Origin of the sequence: Leclercia sp. AS011 (assembly GCF_037152535.1) — a bacterium.
GTDB lineage: Bacteria > Pseudomonadota > Gammaproteobacteria > Enterobacterales > Enterobacteriaceae > Enterobacter.
The window spans coordinates 90,452-108,323 of record NZ_JBBCMA010000001.1; the positions used below are offsets into that span (position 1 = coordinate 90,452).

The window sequence follows — 17,872 nt, forward strand, 5'->3', positions numbered from 1 at the left end:
GAAACACGTTAAGTGTAAGTGATGAAGCCAGGCGCGGGGAGAAGTCAGAGTATTCGTAGCGGCAAACAGCGATTACGCCTTTTTGCGCGCGCGCGTTTTCTTCACCGGCGTCACGCCTTTCACTTCGCTTTCAACCCAGCCGTCTGACAGGCGGGTGGTGAGCATATCGCCCGCCTTGACCTGTTTAGTCTGCTTCAGCACTTTGCCGTCGGTTGCGGTGGTTACGCTGTAGCCGCGCGCCAGCGTCGAGAGCGGGCTGACCGCTTCCAGATGGGTCACCGCATTGCCAAAACGTTCACGGGTGGTACTTAAACGGGCGCGGACCGTCTCCGCCAGGCGGTACTCCAGCTGCTGAATACGCGTTTGCGCGCGATAAATTTTCGGCTGCGGGTTCTGCTGGTTAAGACGCTGCGTCACCCGCTGCTGGCGCGAGACCGCACGCTTGAGCTGATTATCCACCGCCAGGTTCATGCGCTGGCGCAGACGTTCCAGTACGGTCTGCTGACGCGCCAGACGCAGCTGAGGATGCTGCTGTTGCAGACGATGGTGAAGCTGGGTAAACCGACGGGTGCGGTTGGCGAGGAAATAGTCCATCGCCATCTCCAGGCGCTGCTGGCCGTTTTGCATCTGGCGCAGCAGCTCAAGCTGGTTCCGGCTCACCATTTCTGCGGCAGCAGAGGGAGTGGGGGCCCGCAGGTCGGCGACAAAATCGGCGATAGTGACGTCAGTTTCGTGGCCGACGGCGCTGACCACCGGGATCTGGCTGGCAAAAATCGCCCGCGCCACGCGTTCGTCGTTAAAGCTCCAGAGATCCTCCAGCGAACCACCTCCACGCCCGACGATCAGCACATCACACTCCTGACGAGCGTTAGCAAGCTGAATGGCGCGGACAATCTGACCGGGCGCATCGTCGCCCTGTACCGCGGTCGGGTAGATGATGACCGGCAGGGAAGGGTCGCGGCGTTTCAGCACGTGCAGGATGTCATGCAGTGCGGCGCCAGTTTTTGAGGTGATCACCCCCACGCAGTGGGCAGGGGAGGGGAGCGGCTGTTTATACTGCTGATCGAACAGCCCTTCCGCCGAAAGCGCGGCTTTCAGCTGCTCATATTTCTGCTGAAGAAGTCCTTCACCCGCGGGCTGCATGCTCTCGACGATAATCTGATAATCACCGCGCGGCTCGTACAGGGTAATACTGGCGCGAACCAGCACCTGCTGCCCGTGCTGCGGCCGGAAGGTGACCCGACGGTTGCTGTTGCGGAACATCGCGCAGCGCACCTGAGCGGTATTGTCCTTCAGGGTGAAGTACCAGTGACCGGATGCCGGTTGGGTGAAATTGGAGATCTCTCCGCTAATCCACACCTGGCCTATTTCCTGCTCAAGCAGCAAACGGACCGTCTGATTAAGGCGGCTGACGGTATAAATTGAGGGGGATTGAGAGGATAACATGTGAGCGGGATCAAATTCTAAATCAGCAAGTTATTCAGTCGATAGTAACCTGATAAGAGGCAATCGCAAGCATTTTTTATAAAAAAGTGTAGATGCAATCGGTTACGCTCTGTATAATGCCACGGCAATATTTAACCACCCAGGTCAGAGATATTGCCCATGCTACGTATCGCTAAAGAAGCACTGACGTTTGACGACGTCCTCCTCGTTCCCGCTCATTCCACCGTTCTGCCGAATACTGCCGACCTCAGCACGCAGTTGACCAAAACCATTCGCCTGAACATTCCTATGCTCTCCGCGGCAATGGACACCGTGACTGAAGCGCGCCTGGCTATCGCCCTGGCTCAGGAAGGCGGCATTGGCTTTATTCATAAAAACATGTCTATCGAGCGCCAGGCAGAAGAAGTTCGCCGCGTGAAGAAACATGAATCTGGCATCGTGACCGATCCACAGACCGTTCTGCCAACCACCACTCTGCACGAAGTGAAAGCCCTGACCGAGCGTAACGGTTTTGCAGGCTATCCGGTTGTGACCGAAGACAACGAGCTGGTCGGTATCATTACCGGTCGTGACGTGCGTTTCGTCACCGACCTGAACCAGCCGGTCAGCGTCTACATGACCCCGAAAGAGCGTCTGGTGACCGTGCGTGATGGCGAATCCCGCGACGTGGTTCTGGCAAAAATGCACGAAAAACGTGTTGAAAAAGCGCTGGTTGTGGACGACAGCTTCCACCTGCGCGGCATGATCACCGTTAAAGACTTCCAGAAAGCAGAACGTAAACCAAACGCCTGTAAAGACGAGCATGGCCGTCTGCGCGTGGGTGCGGCGGTTGGCGCGGGTGCAGGCAACGAAGAGCGCGTTGATGCGCTGGTTGCTGCAGGCGTTGACGTCCTGCTGATCGACTCCTCTCACGGCCACTCCGAAGGCGTGCTGCAGCGTATTCGTGAAACCCGTGCTAAATATCCTGACCTGCAGATCATCGGCGGTAACGTGGCAACCGGCGCAGGCGCTCGCGCGCTGGCGGAAGCCGGTTGCAGCGCGGTGAAAGTGGGTATCGGCCCAGGCTCCATCTGTACCACCCGTATCGTGACCGGCGTGGGCGTTCCGCAGATCACCGCGGTATCTGACGCGGTTGAAGCCCTTGAAGGCACCGGTATTCCGGTTATTGCTGACGGCGGGATCCGCTTCTCTGGCGACATCGCCAAAGCGATCGCGGCCGGTGCGGCTGCGGTGATGGTGGGCTCGATGCTGGCCGGTACCGAAGAGTCCCCGGGCGAAATCGAACTGTTCCAGGGCCGTTCTTACAAATCTTACCGCGGTATGGGTTCTCTGGGCGCGATGTCTAAAGGCTCCTCCGATCGTTACTTCCAGACCGATAACGCTGCCGACAAACTGGTGCCGGAAGGTATCGAAGGCCGCGTGGCCTATAAAGGCTACCTGAAAGAGATCATTCACCAGCAGATGGGCGGCCTGCGCTCCTGTATGGGCCTGACCGGCTGTGGTACCATTGACCTGCTGCGTACTAAAGCGGAATTCGTGCGTATCAGCGGTGCGGGTATTCAGGAAAGTCACGTTCACGACGTGACCATCACCAAAGAGTCCCCGAACTACCGCATGGGCTCCTGATAAGTTTCCACGCCCGGCTATATGCCGGGCGATTTTGTTTCACTTGCCTCGGAATTAGCGTCAATGACGGAAAATATTCATAAACATCGCATTCTCATTCTGGATTTCGGTTCGCAATATACTCAGCTGGTGGCACGTCGCGTGCGTGAGCTGGGCGTTTACTGTGAACTGTGGGCGTGGGATGTCACGGAAGCACAGATTCGCGAATTCAACCCAAGCGGTATCATCCTCTCCGGTGGCCCGGAAAGCACCACCGAAGCCAACAGCCCGCGTGCGCCGCAGTACGTGTTCGAAGCGGGCGTGCCGGTATTCGGCGTCTGCTACGGCATGCAGACCATGGCGATGCAGTTGGGTGGTCACGTTGAAGGTTCTAACGAGCGTGAGTTCGGCTACGCGCAGGTTGAAGTTCAGACCGACAGCGCCCTGATCCGCGGTATCGAAGACTCCCTGACTGCCGACGGCAAAGCGCTGCTCGACGTGTGGATGAGCCACGGCGACAAAGTCACCGCTATCCCATCTGACTTCGTGACCGTTGCCAGCACCGAGAGCTGCCCGTTCGCCATCATGGCTAACGAAGAGAAACGCTTCTACGGCGTGCAGTTCCACCCGGAAGTGACCCACACCCGTCAGGGCCTGCGCATGCTGGAGCGTTTTGTCATCGACATCTGCCAGTGTGAAGCCCTGTGGACACCAGCAAAAATCATCGACGACGCCGTGGAGCGTATTCGCCAGCAGGTCGGCGATGACAAAGTTATCCTCGGCCTCTCCGGCGGCGTGGACTCCTCCGTGACCGCGATGCTGCTGCACCGCGCTATCGGTAAAAACCTGACCTGCGTGTTCGTGGACAACGGCCTGCTGCGTCTGAACGAAGCCCAGCAGGTAATGGACATGTTCGGTGACCACTTCGGTCTGAACATCGTTCACGTGGAAGGCGAGAAGCGCTTCCTCGACGCGCTGAAAGGCGAGAACGATCCGGAAGCGAAACGTAAGATCATCGGCCGCGTGTTCGTAGAAGTGTTTGACGAAGAAGCGCTGAAGCTGGAAGACGTGAAGTGGCTGGCGCAGGGCACCATCTACCCTGACGTGATCGAATCCGCGGCATCTGCCACCGGTAAAGCGCACGTCATCAAATCTCACCACAACGTGGGCGGCCTGCCGAAAGAGATGAAGATGGGTCTGGTTGAACCGCTGCGTGAGCTGTTCAAAGACGAAGTGCGTAAGATCGGCCTGGAGCTGGGTCTGCCGTACGACATGCTCTACCGTCACCCGTTCCCGGGCCCGGGTCTGGGCGTGCGCGTGCTGGGTGAAGTGAAGAAAGAGTACTGCGACCTGCTGCGTCGTGCCGATGCGATCTTCATCGAAGAGCTGCACAAAGCTGACCTGTACAACAAAGTGAGCCAGGCGTTCACCGTGTTCCTGCCGGTTCGCTCCGTCGGCGTTATGGGCGATGGCCGTAAGTACGACTGGGTTGTCTCCCTGCGTGCGGTGGAGACCATCGACTTCATGACCGCGCACTGGGCGCACCTGCCGTATGACTTCTTAGGCCGCGTGTCTAACCGCATCATCAACGAAGTGAACGGTATTTCCCGCGTGGTGTATGACATCAGCGGTAAGCCACCAGCGACGATTGAGTGGGAATAAATCCCGTCCGTTAATCGTTTTCTATTTAAGCCCGCATCCTGCGGGCTTTTTTTCGCCTGTGTCATTTCACCGCTTGCTCAATCACCCGGGCAATCTCCTCCGGCTGGCTCACCATCGACACATGGCTTGCCGCCACTTCGGTGGTTTTGGCATGAATCGTCTTCGCCATCGCCCGCTCCAGGTCCGGGTTGATCATCCGGTCATTCTTGCTGATTACATACCAGCTCGGCTTATCGTGCCAGGCCGCGTGGGCGACCTTTTGCGCAAAAGCATCTGCGCGGATCGGGCCCTGGGTGGCGGTCAGTCTGTTCTGCTCAGCAGCCTTAATGTCCGGCGCAAAGTCCTGACGTACCGATTTGCCCGGCAAATAGAGAAAACCGTCTGCGGTTTTGGCGATGCCCGCGCTGCCCGGTGGGGCAGGGTAGCGCCCCGCCAGATCCGCCGTCGACTGGCCTGAATCCGGGGCAAACGCCGCCACATAGACCAGCGATTTGACCCGCGTATCGTTACCCGCCTCGCTGATCACCGTCCCGCCCCAGGAGTGGCCCACCAGCACCACATCCCCGTGAGCCCGGGCGATAGCGCGCCGGGTGGCATCGACATCATCTTTTAACGAGGTGAGCGGCAGCTGAACGGCAATGACTTCGGTATGCTGGCTTTGCAGTTTGTCGATCACCGGGTTCCAGCTGCTGCCGTCGGCGAAGGCACCGTGCACCAGCACCACGGTTTTATCGCTGCCCGCCAGTGCCGAACCGCTGGCGGCGGCCAGCATCAGGCCCACCGCAACGGTATGTATTGAGAGTTTATTCATGGTCACGCCTCAACGATAAATATCCGCGGTGCCTGACAGGGTGTTATTTCCCCCGGCGGAGGTAATGTGGAATGCGCTGGCACCCGCTTCGGCGGCTTTGGCCTGCAGTTTCGCCTCCAGATCTGCCAGTGACGATGCGCCGCTGCTGTCGGAAATAGTGCCTATTTTTTGCAGCCCCTGCGGCTGGTTAATTTCCTCGGCAGCGAAAGCGGAGGAAGTCATGGCGGCGGTGAAGGTCAGAACGGCGATCAGTAATGTTTTCATGGTGTAAATCCTCAAAAATAAGTGATGGGTTGCGTTCAGTGCATAACCGCAGCATGGGGCGGTACGGTGAATTCGATGGTTTTACGATCAACAGGTTTATGGGTTGGGTCGGCGAGAATAAGGGTCACCTGGTGATGCCCTGCGGGCAGTCCCACCAGAATGACCGGCTCGCCGCTGGCGTCAGCCCAGTGCCACGGGTTGTCATCCACGATGACGTGGATATGACCGATGCGCGGCGTCACCTTGAGCGCTTCGGGCCCGAACACGGGTTCAATGCGCATGTTCTCGGTGCGGTACTGAATAAAGACCGCGCCTTTACTCAGCGGGCCCGCCAGCGGCGGATCAACAATCAGCTTTGCCGGAGGCTGGGGCTGTTCGAGCGGGGCAACGGCGGCGGGGCCGTTAACATCCGCCGCACTGAGCCCGCTTAACGTTGCGGCCCAGGTGCAGCTTGATGCCAACGTGAACAGCGTGAGCAGTACATTTCGATGCAACATTCGGGTATCTCCTCTTCAGGTCATCAATGGCGACAGATACAGGAAAACATTTTTATGTATCGGATCTGTTTGCTGCGGGCGGCTTTTTTGTATGGCTGCGTAAGCAGGGCGGGGTGGATACAGTGCGATACATTCCGGGCAAGCGCGGGGGGCTTTCTGCTGGCATCGTGTCTGCAGAGGCACCCGGGTGGGTGCTAAAGCAAAGAGGAGAATTACCCTCATGAATCACGAAAAAGTAGCGTTGATTTTCGGCGGCGCGCGCGGTATCGGGGCGGCTATTGCGGCGCGACTGGCGCACGACGGTTATCGGGTTGCCGTCACCTGGGTGTCACGTCCGGACCGGGCGCAGGCACTGGTGTCAACGATTGAGCAACAGGGCGGGGAGGCGATAACCATTGAAGCTGACAGCGCAGACGCAACGGCTATCCAGGCGGCGGTGGATAAGACATTACAGCGGTATGGCAGGCTGGATGTCGCGGTGGTGAATGCGGGTGTGTTGCGCCTCGGAACTATTGAGGATTATTCGCTGGAGGATCTGGATACCACCCTGGCCGTCAACGTGCGCGGCGTTTTCCTCGCCATTCAGGCGGCAGTTAAGCAGATGGCAGAAGGGGGACGCGTGATCACCATCGGCAGTAATACCGCGGTGCGCACCGGACATGCGGGCAGCAGCGTTTATGCCATGAGTAAAGCGGCCGTGGCGTCGATGGTGCAAAATCTGGCGCTGGATCTGGCGCCACGGCACATCACCATCAACAACATTCAGCCCGGACCCATCGCCACCGATATGACTGCCGGAATGGCGGAGCAGATCGTCAGCAGCATTCCGCTGCAGCGAATGGGGGAGCCGGATGAAATCGCCTCGCTGGCCGCCTGGCTTGCCGGTGAGTCGTCCGGTTATATGACCGGGGCAAGCCTGACCATTGATGGCGGCTTTGTACTTTAGTCGCTAAGGGCAGGGAAGCCCGTCCGACTCTGGGATGTCTGCCCCTTCACGATAGCCACCGCCAGCCCGGCAATCACCAGCGTCAGCCCCAACGACAGCCACATCGCACCGAGGGTCCCGAACGCCCGGTTCAACCACGCGTAGGCCAGCGGGGAGGCCGCCGCCATCAGCTGGGCCGGGATCAGCAGTACCCCGGTGCGCCTGGCGTACTCTTCCGGGGCAAACAGCTGCAAGGGTAAGGTGGCTTTCACGATAGTCACCAGCCCGTTAATCGCGCCGTAACCCAGCACAAAACCGGCCGCGGACCAGAGGAACAGCGTACTGCTCAGCCCGAGCAGAAAGCACACCGGCATGGCAAGAGCGGTCAGCAGCGTCAGGCGCAGCGGGGTGAGTCCCGCCCCGGCGATCACCTCCAGGAATCGCGCCCCGGTCTGTCCAATCCCCCATAACATGCCGATGGTAACCGGCAGGCCGACGCTGGCGATAAATTCCGGCAGGTGGGTGGACGTGCCGTTAGAGACAAAGGTAATCAGCGCAATAAAGGCGGCATACAGCCAGCCGTTGCGGCGATCCTGTTTAACGGCTGGCAGGGTGGATGGTTTGACGGTCGGGCGTGTTTGATTGGATAAAGCCAGGGTTAACGCGGCGCTCAATAAGCCGAACAGGGCATAGACCAGCAGCGCGTCCCGCCAGCTCATGATTGTCAGCAACGCCTCGCCCAGCGGCCAGAACACCACCGACGCCAGCCCACCCGCCAGGGTGATGCGAGAGATGGTACGCCGCGCCTGCTGGCCGTAGAGATTCACCAGCGCCGCAAACAGCGCGTCATACAGTGACAGGCGCATGCCGATGCCGGTTAGCATCCAGGCGGCGTACCAGGCGACAAGGGAGTGGGCGTTTGCCATCATCATACAGCTGGCGGAGATCAGCAGCGATCCGAGCATCACCACCCGCTGTCCTCCCATCCGCGCCAGAAGATAAGCAACAAAAGGCGAGAGGGCGGCCATCACCAGCATGGCGAGTGTCAGGCCCGAATAGATTGCCGGGGACGACCAGCCGCTATCCGCTGCGATGGCCCGGGCAAACGTGCCCGGCATGTAAAAGGAGATCCCCCAGTTGATGAGCTGGTTACAGCCGGTGGTCAGGGGAAGCGTGCGGGGCATGGCCAGGTTTTTCATTATCTTTCATTCCTTCAGGCAGTTATCCTGAGCATATCCCGCGCATCAGGCTGCTGGCAGGCCGGTGCGTTTATGGCTCCTATAAGAGAAACTTTGTGATGACGACGCTGAATCTGGGACAGCTGGCGACCTTTCGACTGGTCGTTCAGCGGGGCAGTTTTTCTGCGGCTGCGGACGTGCTGGGGCTTTCGCAACCGGCGGTGAGTTTGCAAATCCGCCAGCTGGAGCAATTCCTGCAGGCGCGGTTAATCGAGCGTACCGGACGGGGCGTTAAAGCTACGGCGGCCGGGCTGGCGCTGTTGACTCACGGCGAGCGGATCGAGCAGGCGGTGGAGGAGACCATCCGGGCGGTGGCGGCGTTCAGCCATGCAGTGAGCGGAACGATCACCATCGGGATGGGGGCGACGGCCTGCATCCATCTTTTGCCGCCGCTGTTGCAGCAGCTGCGTCAGGATCATCCCCTGCTGCGGGTCGGCGTCACTACCGGTAATACCCTGGAGATAGTACGCACCATCGAGGAGAACCGTCTCGATCTGGGGCTGGTGACCTTACCCGCAGCGGGTTCGTCACTGGCTATCGCCCCGGTGCTGGATGAAGAGTTCGTGTTTATTGCAGCAGAAGATTGGCAGGGGCTGTTTACCACGCTGACCGCAGCCGAGCTAGAGGCGCACCCCTTTATCGCCTTTGAAACCGGGAGCAGCACACGGGCAGTGATCGACGCCTGGTTCCAGGCCAGCGGTATGGCGGTGCAGCCGATCATGCAGTCCGGCAGCATCGAAGCCATCAAACGTATGGTTCGCGTTGGGCTGGGATACAGCATTATTCCCCGTATGGCGGTGAATTGTGAGCAGGACAGGCAGGGGTTATGCGTGCGCTCGCTTACACCGGTTTTACGGCGCCAGCTGGCCATCGCTATGCGTCAGGATAAAGTGCTGAGTAAAGGGATCAGCGAAATTATTCGATTATTACAAACGGCGAAATAATTTAATTATCCAGCAAATACAGGCGGGTTAATTAAGGGTGTTAGTGGAGCGCTCGACGTATTCGCCAGAAAGGCTGGATTGTTGCGCCTGTTTTTTTTCCTGATGGTGATACCAGGCACCAATGGAGGAGTAAATGAAGCGGCCTACAAAAAAGAATAAGCTGATTAGCAGTATGATACGCGTCATCCGAGTGTTAAACCGATGTCGTTTTCGCATACGTGTGGCCTGACTCACTGTAGTGTTCCTGAAAATACCCTGCGGGCGATGTGCCATTAAGGCATACGGGAGCCACAGGGGTCAATTCCGGGGAATGTAAAATTCTGTCAACGATTAATCTACTGATTGTTATGTTTGATAATAACTTTATTTACGCTACTGATAATTAGCACAAAAGTAGGGTTAAAAAAGGTGAATATTTCTTTCCGGCATTAATCTCTTTGATTTAAGTCAAATCTCCCTCGCCATGGCTTACTAAAATCTTTCCTCCTTCGTGTAAGCGTTATATCGCCAGCACGACAACATCGTCAGGTTGGATGCCTGTCTAAACTGCCCCTGGATGAGCGGGTTAACTATGGCATCTATGACTATTTTCGCATTATATAAAAAATATCGAGACCGCTGGTGGGCGCTGCCGTTGATTCTGCCGGTTGTTCTGCTACCCGTTGCGCGCCTGGCCACCACCTATACCCAGGTGCAGGAAAGCATCGTGGTGCTCTATTACATGCCGCTGGCGTTTTTGCTGTCGATGATGCTGTTTTACGGCATGGCGGCGGTTCCTGGTATTATCCTTGCACTCTTTCTGCGCTATTACCCCACGTTTGGCGGGTATGAAACCGCCGTTGCCATTACGCATTTTTTGATCCCCATCACCCTCAGCTGGGGCGGATACCGGGTCTTCGCGCCTCGTCGCAATAAGGTCGCCTATGGTGAGCCCCGGCTGATGGCGCAACGGCTGTTCTGGCAGATGTTCTGTCCCGCCACGATTTTCCTGATGCTGTTTCAGTTCGCCGTCTACCTTGGCGTCTATAAAATACGGTTTAATGTGGCCGGTATCAGCCCCCCCGGGATCCGCTCGCTGATTAACTATCAGGGCTTACTGGTCGGCTGCCTGACGGGCGTTCCGTTCTGCTATCTGATCATTCGTACCCTTCGCCATCCCCGCTATCTGCGAAGCCTGCTGTCGCAGATTGTGTGCCAGATTGACCGCAAAGTAACGGTAATGGAAGTGGCTATCTGGCTGGTGGCAAGCTGCGCCCTGTTGGCCTTGCTCCTGTGGCCTATCACCGAAAACAGCACCATCTTCAGCACCAACTATACGCTGTCGCTGCTGATGCCGGTGATGCTATGGGGATCCATGCGCTTCGGCTATAAGCTGATGTCCCTGATCTGGACGCCGGTGCTGATTGTCTCTATTCACTTTTTTGACAGCTACATCCCCCGGGGGCAGGGTTACGATATTCAGCTCACTATCACTTCATCCAGCTATCTGGTCTTTACCTTCGTGGTGGTGTACATGGCGATGCTGGCATCGCGTCAGCGGGCGGTGAGTATGCGTGCCAGACGGCTGGCGTTTCTCGACCCGGTGGTGCACATGCCAAACCTGCGGGCGCTGAACCGCGCGCTGGGGAAAAAGCCCTGGTCGGTGCTCTGCTTCATGCGTATTCCGGAACTGGAAGTGCTGGGGCGCAACTACGGCCTCATGCTGCGTATCCAGTACAAACAGAAACTGGCCGCGTGGATCACCGACTATCTGCAGCCGGATGAGTGCGTTTATCAGCTGTCCGGGCACGATCTGGTGATGCGACTCAATACCGAATCCCATCAGTCCCGAATTGATGAGCTGGATGAGCACATTAAGCGTTTCCGCTTCCTCTGGGACGGCATGCCGCTCCAGCCGCAGGTGGGGGTCAGCTACTGCTACGTGCGATCACCGGTGATACACATTTATCTGCTGCTGGGCGAGCTGAGCACCATTGCGGATCTCTCCCTCGCGACCAATCACCCGGAAAACCTGCAGCAGCGGGGGGCTATCAATCTGCAACGCGGCCTGAAAGACAAAGTGGCGATGATGAATCGCCTGCAGCGCGCGCTGGAGAAAGATGAATTTACCCTGGTGGCGCAGCCGGTGAAGGGGATCCGCGGCGATGACTATCACGAGATACTGCTGCGGCTGCAAAACGAGGGTGCAGAGCTGATTTCCCCCGATGAGTTTCTGCCGGTTGCGCAGGAGTTTGGCCTCTCTTCGCGTATTGATCTGCTAGTGCTGGAGAAGACGCTGCAGTTTATGGCCGATAACCGGGAGAGTCTGCCGGGGCAGCGGTTTGCCATCAATCTGTCGCCATCCTCCGTTTGCCGGGCGCAGCTGCCGCTGGAGGTAAACCGGATGCTGCAAACCTATGGCATTGAGAGCTGGCAGCTCATCTTCGAGATCACCGAGAGCAGCAGCTTTGGCAACGCCGGGTTGGCGATGCAGACGATGAACCATTTGCAGGAGATGGGATGCCGGGTGGCCATTGATGATTTTGGCACCGGCTACGCCAGTTACGCCCGCTTAAAAAGCGTCGATGCCGATATTCTGAAGATCGACGGCAGCTTTATTCGTAACATCGTCAGCAACAGCCTGGATTATCAGATTGTGGCGTCGATTTGCCATCTGGCGCGGATGAAAAGAATGCTGGTGGTGGCAGAATACGTCGAGAGCGAAGAGATCCGCTGCGCCGCCGAGGCACTGGGGATTGATTATTTCCAGGGTTATCTCATTGGCAAACCCGTACCGCTTGAGTCTTTACTGCCGTATCAGGCGCTCACAAAGAGCGCCTGATACGGCGTTTACGCGGCGACGTTCGGAGAGTGCTCTTCTTCAATTTTCAGGCACCAGCCGGTGACGGCGCTCCAGTACTGCTGCTCTCTTTCCAGATCCAGCAGTACCAGCGCGTTCTGGCTAAACCAGTCGTGCGGGAAGCTCAGCGTCCAGTGGTTATCGTCCGTGGTGAGCGTCAGGGTTGGCGGCGTGGTCGTCGCCTGACGCTGGTTGTTGAGCAGTACGCCCAGACGTAGCAGCTGGATCAGCGGCAGGAACTGTTTTTTCTTGAACAGCGTAAAGCGCGGCAACTCGTCCAGCTTAACGGCTTTGCGATGATAACGCACCAGCGAGGCCATCATGGTCTGCTGTTCCTGGTTGAAGCCAGGCAAATCGCTGTTTTGCAGAATGTAGGCTGAGTGGCGGTGCATTCCGCTGTGGTTGATGTTCAGCCCGACCTCGTGCAGCATCGCCGCCCACTTCAGCAGGGCTGCCAGCTGCGGATGCGCCAGTTTCGGGTTCTGGGTTTCCCACTGCTCATACATATGGGTCGTGGTTTCCAGCACCCGCTTCGCCTGCTCGCGGTCGATATTGTACTGGTTCGCCAGGCTCTGCGCGGTACGGCTGCGAATATCCTGATGGCGGAAACGGCCCTCCATCTCGTACAGCACGCCTTCGCGCAGCGCGCCGTCAGAGAGGCGTAGCTCACGAATGGCCAGCGCATCGAACACGCCGCACAGGATCGCCAGACCAGGGACAAACACCGCTTTACGCTCTTCTGACAGGCCAGGCAGGCTCAGCGCATCAAAGCTCTTGTGCTTGATCACCTCTTCCATCAGCATCGACAGACGTTCCGGGGTGATAAATCCGTCTTTTTCGCCCATCTCTACCAGCACTTCATGTGCGGCTTTGATTGTACCCGAAGCACCAAGCGCCACGTTCCAGCCCTGTAGCCGGTACTGCCAGGCGAGCGACTCCAGCTTCTGCACCGCGGCCATGCGCGCGCGCTGGAAGTTCTCCCGGCTGATTGCTCCGCCCGGGAAGTACAGCTGTGCGAAACTGACGCAGCCCATCCGACGGCTTTCGACCAGATGCGGCTCAAAGTTTTCGCCGATGACCAGCTCGGTTGAGCCGCCGCCGATGTCGATCACCAGCTTGCGGCCTTTTTCTGGCTGAGTATGTTCCACACCCATGAAGATCAGACGGGCCTCTTCATTGCCCGAAATGATCTCGATAGGGTAGGGGATCACCTGCTCCGCGCGCTTTAAAAATTCCGTGGCGTTCGAGGCCTGACGCAGGGTATGGGTCCCGACAATGCAGACGCTCGACGGAGTAAAGCCCTGCAGGCGTTCGGCAAACAGCGACAGGCAGTTCAGCCCGCGCTCCATCGCCTCTTCGCTGAGCATATTGTCTGCGCCCAGGCCGTCAGCCAGATGGACGCGCTGCTTCAGTCGACCGATGATCTGCATTGCGCCATCCACCTCACGGGCAATGACCATGTGGAAGCTGTTAGAACCAAGGTCGACCGCAGCAAACTCCTGCGGTCGTGGGGTCTTATCGTTTATCGGCATAGGTTAATCGGGTTGCTCGAGTGATTTGATATAGTCGTAAATCGCCAGCTGTGCCCGCACCTTACGGCGGTTGCCGCGCGGCACATAGCGGTTACTCAGTTCTTTATCGATATAACGTGCTTTTACAGTATCGCTTAATAATAAGTCAATGATATCAAGAATTTGTTGTTTCAATCGCGGGTCGAGCAGTGGCGCTGCCACTTCGATTCGGTAATCGATGTTGCGCGTCATCCAGTCGGCGGAAGAGAGGTAGACGCGTTTATCGCCACCGTTCTCAAAAATATAGATGCGATCGTGTTCAAGATAACGGTCCACGATGCTGATGACGCGAATATTTTCGCTGATCCCCTCAAGATCGGGGATCAGGGAGCACATGCCGCGGATCAGCAGGTTGACCTGAACGCCGGAGCTGGATGCCGCATACAGGCGATCCACCAGCCCTTTGTCGACCAGGTTGTTGAGCTTCAGCGTAATGCCAGCCTGCAGGCCGTTCTGGGCATTGGCGATCTCTTTGTCGATCATGTCATACAGCAGGCGACGGGAGTTCTGCGGCGACACCAGCAGATAGTCGAAGCTGACCGGACGATACGGGTTCTCAATGAAGTTAAAGACCCGGCGCACCTCGTTAGTGATGCGCGCATCGGCGGTGAGCAGCGAGTAGTCGGTATAAATACGCGCCGTTTTCTCGTTGAAATTGCCGGTGCCGATGTGGGCATAACGCACCACGTCATCACCCTCTTTACGGGAGATGAGGAACAGCTTGGCGTGGATCTTCAGCCCCGGGGCCGAGAAGATCACGTGTACGCCCGCTTCGGTCAGACGGCGGGCCCAGTGGATGTTGGCCTCTTCGTCGAAACGCGCCTGCAGCTCTACCACCACGGTCACTTTTTTCCCGTTGTGGGCGGCATGGATCATCGCATCGATAATGCGCGAATCTTTTGCCACGCGGTAGATGTTGATTTTGATCGCCAGCACGTTAGGGTCGAACGACGCCTGGCGCATCAGCTCCAGCACGTGCTCAAAGGTATGGTACGGATAGTAAAGCAGGACGTCGCGCTCGCGAATGGCGTCGAAGCCGTTGCGGAATTTATCGAACCAGATATGGCGCAGACGCGGCAGCGGCTTGTTCACCAGGTTGGCTTTGCCGACGTTCGGGAAGCCGATAAAGTCTTTGAAGTTGTGATAGCGACCGCCGGGCACGATGGAGTCGTAGCGGGAGATGGTCAGCTTTTCACGCAACATCTCGACCATCGCATCCGGCATATCGCGCTGATAGACAAAGCGCACCGGCTCGGCGGTCAGGCGCTGCTTGAGGCTGGAGGACATCAGCTCCATCAGGCTGGCTTCCATCTCGTGCACCAGGTCGTACTCGGCGTCACGGGTCATCTTCATCGAATAGGCGTTCAGGGCGTCATAATCGAAGAAGCCCTTGAAGATGTCGTCCAGACAGTAGCGCAGGATATTATCCAGCAGGATCATCGGCTTGCGGCGACGCGGGGTTTCCGGCGGCAGGTTGACGAAGCGCGGCACTTTATCGGACGGGATCTCCAGCAGCGCATAGCGAATGCTGTCGCCGCGGATAATCTCTACCGCCAGATAGGTGTAGTCATCCTTCAGGAACTGCACCAGATCGGTTTCGCGGTTAATCAGAATGGGGGTGATGTGCTGGCGCAGATAATGTTTGAAATAGTGGCGCAGCCAGCTCTGCTGGTTGACCGAGAGCTGTCGCTCGTTGATCAGGAAGATCTGATTGCGTGCCATCTCCAGCAGCAATTCGTTATACAGACTGTCAAATTCCTGATCGGCTTTCAGCACCCGGGACTGGATCTTGCCAAGCAGATGACGCGAATTCGAGTTTAAACCCTGCTCTTCGCTAATAATGATGCGACGCTTCAGTTCAGCAAAGCGAACTTTATAGAACTCGTCCAGGTTATTGGAGTAAATCCCCAGAAAACGCATGCGCTCAATCAGCGGGTTACTTTTATCCGCCGCTTCCTGAAGCACGCGCTCGTTGAATGCTAACCAGCTTAGCTCTTTCTCGATGTATAACTTTTCCTGACCCATTACTACTCACACTCCAGTTCAATCACAGGACGTGGCAAATCCGTCTCGCCTTTATTATGGCGAGCATTTCCACTATATGTCCAACTGTGTCAGAAAAGTATGACAGTTAAATTTATTCTTGAGGGATAATAGAGAGTTGCGCAGGCCTGCGCCAGGTAGGCCGGGTAAGCGATAGCGCCACCCGGCAAAGAATTACTCTTCCGCCGCATGTCCTTGCGGAGGTAACGGCGTGCCGTCCAGCCAGGCGGCACCGTCGCGCATTTCAAGGCGGCCATCAACAAACCAGCTCACCACCAGCGGGTAGATGGCATGCTCCTGGGCCTGAACCCGGGCGGTGACATCCTCTTCGCTGTCGCCTTCAAACACCGGCACTTTCGCCTGCAGGATCACCGGGCCACCGTCCAGTTCGTCAGTGACAAAATGGACCGAGGTGCCGTGCTCCTCGTCGCCATTGTCCAGCACCTGACGGTGGGTATTCAGGCCGGGATATTTTGGCAGCAGGGAAGGGTGGATATTCAGCAGACGTCCGGCATAGTGCGCCACGAATGCCGGGCTGAGGATCCGCATATAGCCCGCCAGCACCACCACGTCCGGGGCGTAGGCGTCGATCTCCTGCACCAGCTCGCGGTCAAAGGCCTCGCGGCTGGCAAACTGAGAAGCGCTAAGCGCATGCGCCGCAATGCCTGCCTCGCGGGCACGTTCAAGGCCGAACGCGTCGGCCTTGTTACTGAATACTGCGCGGAGGGTGCCGTTGATTTTCTTCTGTTTACAGGCATCGATGATAGCCTGCAAATTACTTCCGTTGCCGGAAATGAGCACCACTATGTTTTTCATTCAATGACCACACGCTGTTCGGAATCAGATGCTTTGATGATACCGATTTTCCACGCGTTTTCACCTTTGGCCTGCAGCAGCGCCAGAGCATTGTCCACTTCGCTGGCCGGCAGGGCAATCAGCATCCCCACGCCGCAGTTGAAGGTGCGATACATTTCGTGATCGCTGACGTTACCGGCATCCTGCAGCCAGTTGAACACCGCCGGCCACTGCCAGGAGGATTCGTCGATTACGGCCTGGGTGTTGTCCGGCAGCACGCGCGGAATGTTTTCCCAGAAGCCGCCGCCGGTCAGGTGGGCGATAGCGTGAACGTCCACCTTCTCGATCAGTTCCAGAATGGATTTCACGTAGATGCGGGTTGGTTCCAGCAGGTGATCGGCCAGCGGTTTGCCTTCCAGCTCGGTGGTCAGCGGGTCGCAGCCGCTCACTTCGACAATTTTGCGCACCAGGGAGTAGCCGTTGGAGTGCGGGCCGCTGGAGCCCAGCGCAATCAGCACGTCGCCGTCGGTTACTTTGCTGCCGTCAATGATTTCGGATTTCTCGACCACGCCCACGCAGAAGCCGGCGACGTCGTAATCTTCGCCGTGATACATCCCCGGCATTTCAGCGGTTTCACCGCCGACCAGCGCACAGCCAGACTGCAGACAACCTTCCGCGATACCGCTGATGACGCTGGCTGCGGTGTCCACGTCCAGTTTGCCGGTCGCGTAGTAGTCGAGGAAGAACAGCGGCTCAGCGCCCTGAACCACCAGGTCGTTAACGCACATGGCCACCAGGTCAACACCAATGGTGTCATGGCGTTTCAGATCCATCGCCAGACGCAGCTTGGTGCCCACGCCGTCAGTGCCCGAGACCAGAACCGGTTCACGGTATTTTTGCGGCAGCGCGCACAGGGCGCCGAATCCTCCCAGTCCACCCATCACTTCCGGGCGGCGGGTTTTTTTAACTACCCCTTTGATACGGTCAACCAGCGCATTACCTGCGTCAATATCTACACCGGCATCTTTGTAGCTGAGAGAAGTTTTGTTGGTCACGGCTCAAGTCCCCACGCGATTGCATTGCGATAGTAAGAAAAATCGGCGCAATTCTAACAGTCTAGGCAAACGTTTGCGAGCCCATTCTGCAACAGAAAAGAGTGGCCCTGAAAATCCAGCAAAAATCACCCCCCGGCGCACAAACATGAACCCGTTCACGAAAATGAAACCGGGTAC

At 57.5% G+C, this 17,872-nt stretch carries 15 protein-coding genes; 5 read left to right on the plus strand and 10 right to left on the minus strand.

The genetic code is table 11. The features are described from left to right. Positions 1 to 72: 72 nt before the first annotated feature. Positions 73 to 1,446, minus strand: coding sequence for an exodeoxyribonuclease VII large subunit (gene xseA / locus WFO70_RS00410; protein WP_337013986.1), 1,374 nt, complete (start codon positions 1,444 to 1,446; stop codon positions 73 to 75). Between the two features lie 159 nt (positions 1,447 to 1,605). Here xseA and guaB point away from each other — a divergent pair, with 159 nt between their 5' ends. Together guaB and guaA are read left to right on the plus strand one after the other, a co-directional pair. Further along, a complete protein-coding gene (gene guaB, locus WFO70_RS00415) occupies positions 1,606 to 3,072 on the plus strand; it encodes an IMP dehydrogenase (RefSeq protein WP_337013988.1) in 1,467 nt (488 codons plus the stop codon). A 63-nt stretch (positions 3,073 to 3,135) separates the two neighbouring features. Further along, positions 3,136 to 4,713: a glutamine-hydrolyzing GMP synthase gene (gene guaA, locus WFO70_RS00420; RefSeq protein WP_337013990.1), complete on the plus strand. Its 1,578-nt coding sequence runs from the start codon at positions 3,136 to 3,138 to the stop codon at positions 4,711 to 4,713. Between the two features lie 61 nt (positions 4,714 to 4,774). Here the strand turns inward: guaA and WFO70_RS00425 are convergent, their stop codons facing one another. Genes WFO70_RS00425 through WFO70_RS00435 form a run of 3 tightly spaced genes read right to left on the minus strand, consistent with a single transcriptional unit; the run spans position 4,775 to position 6,285 of the window. After that, on the minus strand, positions 4,775 to 5,524 hold the full coding sequence (locus WFO70_RS00425) for an alpha/beta fold hydrolase (RefSeq protein WP_337013992.1): 750 nt from the start codon (positions 5,522 to 5,524) through the stop codon (positions 4,775 to 4,777). 9 nt (positions 5,525 to 5,533) lie between these two features. Beyond that, the gene (locus tag WFO70_RS00430) at positions 5,534 to 5,788 is read right to left on the minus strand and encodes a YdgH/BhsA/McbA-like domain containing protein (protein ID WP_337013994.1); all 255 of its coding nucleotides are present in this window, start codon (positions 5,786 to 5,788) and stop codon (positions 5,534 to 5,536) included. Positions 5,789 to 5,823: 35 nt separating this feature from the next. Then, positions 5,824 to 6,285 (minus strand): DUF6130 family protein, encoded by a 462-nt coding sequence (locus tag WFO70_RS00435; RefSeq protein ID WP_337013996.1) that lies wholly within the window; start codon positions 6,283 to 6,285, stop codon positions 5,824 to 5,826. 220 nt (positions 6,286 to 6,505) lie between these two features. Here WFO70_RS00435 and WFO70_RS00440 point away from each other — a divergent pair, with 220 nt between their 5' ends. After that, positions 6,506 to 7,231: an SDR family oxidoreductase gene (locus WFO70_RS00440; RefSeq protein ID WP_337013998.1), complete on the plus strand. Its 726-nt coding sequence runs from the start codon at positions 6,506 to 6,508 to the stop codon at positions 7,229 to 7,231. Here the strand turns inward: WFO70_RS00440 and WFO70_RS00445 are convergent. Then, the gene (locus WFO70_RS00445; protein ID WP_337013999.1) at positions 7,228 to 8,409 is read right to left on the minus strand and encodes an MFS transporter; all 1,182 of its coding nucleotides are present in this window, start codon (positions 8,407 to 8,409) and stop codon (positions 7,228 to 7,230) included. The two genes, WFO70_RS00440 and WFO70_RS00445, sit on opposite strands and share 4 nt — an antisense overlap. 98 nt (positions 8,410 to 8,507) lie before the next feature. Between WFO70_RS00445 and WFO70_RS00450 the strand changes: the two genes are divergently transcribed. Continuing rightward, entirely contained in the window at positions 8,508 to 9,392 is an 885-nt protein-coding gene (locus WFO70_RS00450; protein ID WP_337014000.1) for a LysR family transcriptional regulator, read from the plus strand. A 27-nt stretch (positions 9,393 to 9,419) separates the two neighbouring features. On the opposite strand, the gene WFO70_RS00455 is transcribed toward WFO70_RS00450, so the two are convergent. Continuing rightward, positions 9,420 to 9,626 (minus strand): YfgG family protein, encoded by a 207-nt coding sequence (locus WFO70_RS00455; RefSeq protein ID WP_337014001.1) that lies wholly within the window; start codon positions 9,624 to 9,626, stop codon positions 9,420 to 9,422. A 346-nt stretch (positions 9,627 to 9,972) separates the two neighbouring features. Between WFO70_RS00455 and WFO70_RS00460 the strand changes: the two genes are divergently transcribed. Then, positions 9,973 to 12,213: an EAL domain-containing protein gene (locus tag WFO70_RS00460; RefSeq protein WP_337016543.1), complete on the plus strand. Its 2,241-nt coding sequence runs from the start codon at positions 9,973 to 9,975 to the stop codon at positions 12,211 to 12,213. An 8-nt stretch (positions 12,214 to 12,221) separates the two neighbouring features. Here WFO70_RS00460 and ppx read toward each other — a convergent pair whose 3' ends face one another. From ppx to purM, 4 genes are all read right to left on the minus strand, one after another. Beyond that, the gene (ppx, locus tag WFO70_RS00465) at positions 12,222 to 13,763 is read right to left on the minus strand and encodes an exopolyphosphatase (protein ID WP_337014003.1); all 1,542 of its coding nucleotides are present in this window, start codon (positions 13,761 to 13,763) and stop codon (positions 12,222 to 12,224) included. 3 nt (positions 13,764 to 13,766) lie between these two features. Beyond that, positions 13,767 to 15,827 carry a polyphosphate kinase 1 gene (gene ppk1 / locus WFO70_RS00470; protein ID WP_337014005.1) on the minus strand — a complete coding sequence of 687 codons (2,061 nt, stop codon included), beginning with the start codon at positions 15,825 to 15,827 and terminating at the stop codon, positions 13,767 to 13,769. 192 nt (positions 15,828 to 16,019) lie between these two features. Further along, positions 16,020 to 16,661 carry a phosphoribosylglycinamide formyltransferase gene (purN, locus tag WFO70_RS00475; protein ID WP_337014007.1) on the minus strand — a complete coding sequence of 214 codons (642 nt, stop codon included), beginning with the start codon at positions 16,659 to 16,661 and terminating at the stop codon, positions 16,020 to 16,022. After that, positions 16,658 to 17,695 carry a phosphoribosylformylglycinamidine cyclo-ligase gene (purM, locus tag WFO70_RS00480; protein ID WP_262672961.1) on the minus strand — a complete coding sequence of 346 codons (1,038 nt, stop codon included), beginning with the start codon at positions 17,693 to 17,695 and terminating at the stop codon, positions 16,658 to 16,660. The genes purN and purM overlap by 4 nt, the downstream gene beginning before the upstream one ends. Positions 17,696 to 17,872: the final 177 nt, after the last annotated feature.

Coding starts and splice junctions, on each gene's coding strand:
- purN (WP_337014007.1), bottom strand. CDS start 16,661: ATGAAAAACATAGTGGTGCTCATTTCCGGCAACGGAAGTAATTTGCAG.
- WFO70_RS00425 (WP_337013992.1), bottom strand. CDS start 5,524: ATGAATAAACTCTCAATACATACCGTTGCGGTGGGCCTGATGCTGGCC.
- guaA (WP_337013990.1), top strand. CDS start 3,136: ATGACGGAAAATATTCATAAACATCGCATTCTCATTCTGGATTTCGGT.
- WFO70_RS00460 (WP_337016543.1), top strand. CDS start 9,973: ATGACTATTTTCGCATTATATAAAAAATATCGAGACCGCTGGTGGGCG.
- WFO70_RS00440 (WP_337013998.1), top strand. CDS start 6,506: ATGAATCACGAAAAAGTAGCGTTGATTTTCGGCGGCGCGCGCGGTATC.
- xseA (WP_337013986.1), bottom strand. CDS start 1,446: ATGTTATCCTCTCAATCCCCCTCAATTTATACCGTCAGCCGCCTTAAT.
- WFO70_RS00430 (WP_337013994.1), bottom strand. CDS start 5,788: ATGAAAACATTACTGATCGCCGTTCTGACCTTCACCGCCGCCATGACT.
- WFO70_RS00450 (WP_337014000.1), top strand. CDS start 8,508: ATGACGACGCTGAATCTGGGACAGCTGGCGACCTTTCGACTGGTCGTT.
- guaB (WP_337013988.1), top strand. CDS start 1,606: ATGCTACGTATCGCTAAAGAAGCACTGACGTTTGACGACGTCCTCCTC.
- ppk1 (WP_337014005.1), bottom strand. CDS start 15,827: ATGGGTCAGGAAAAGTTATACATCGAGAAAGAGCTAAGCTGGTTAGCA.
- WFO70_RS00445 (WP_337013999.1), bottom strand. CDS start 8,409: ATGAAAAACCTGGCCATGCCCCGCACGCTTCCCCTGACCACCGGCTGT.
- WFO70_RS00435 (WP_337013996.1), bottom strand. CDS start 6,285: ATGTTGCATCGAAATGTACTGCTCACGCTGTTCACGTTGGCATCAAGC.
- ppx (WP_337014003.1), bottom strand. CDS start 13,763: ATGCCGATAAACGATAAGACCCCACGACCGCAGGAGTTTGCTGCGGTC.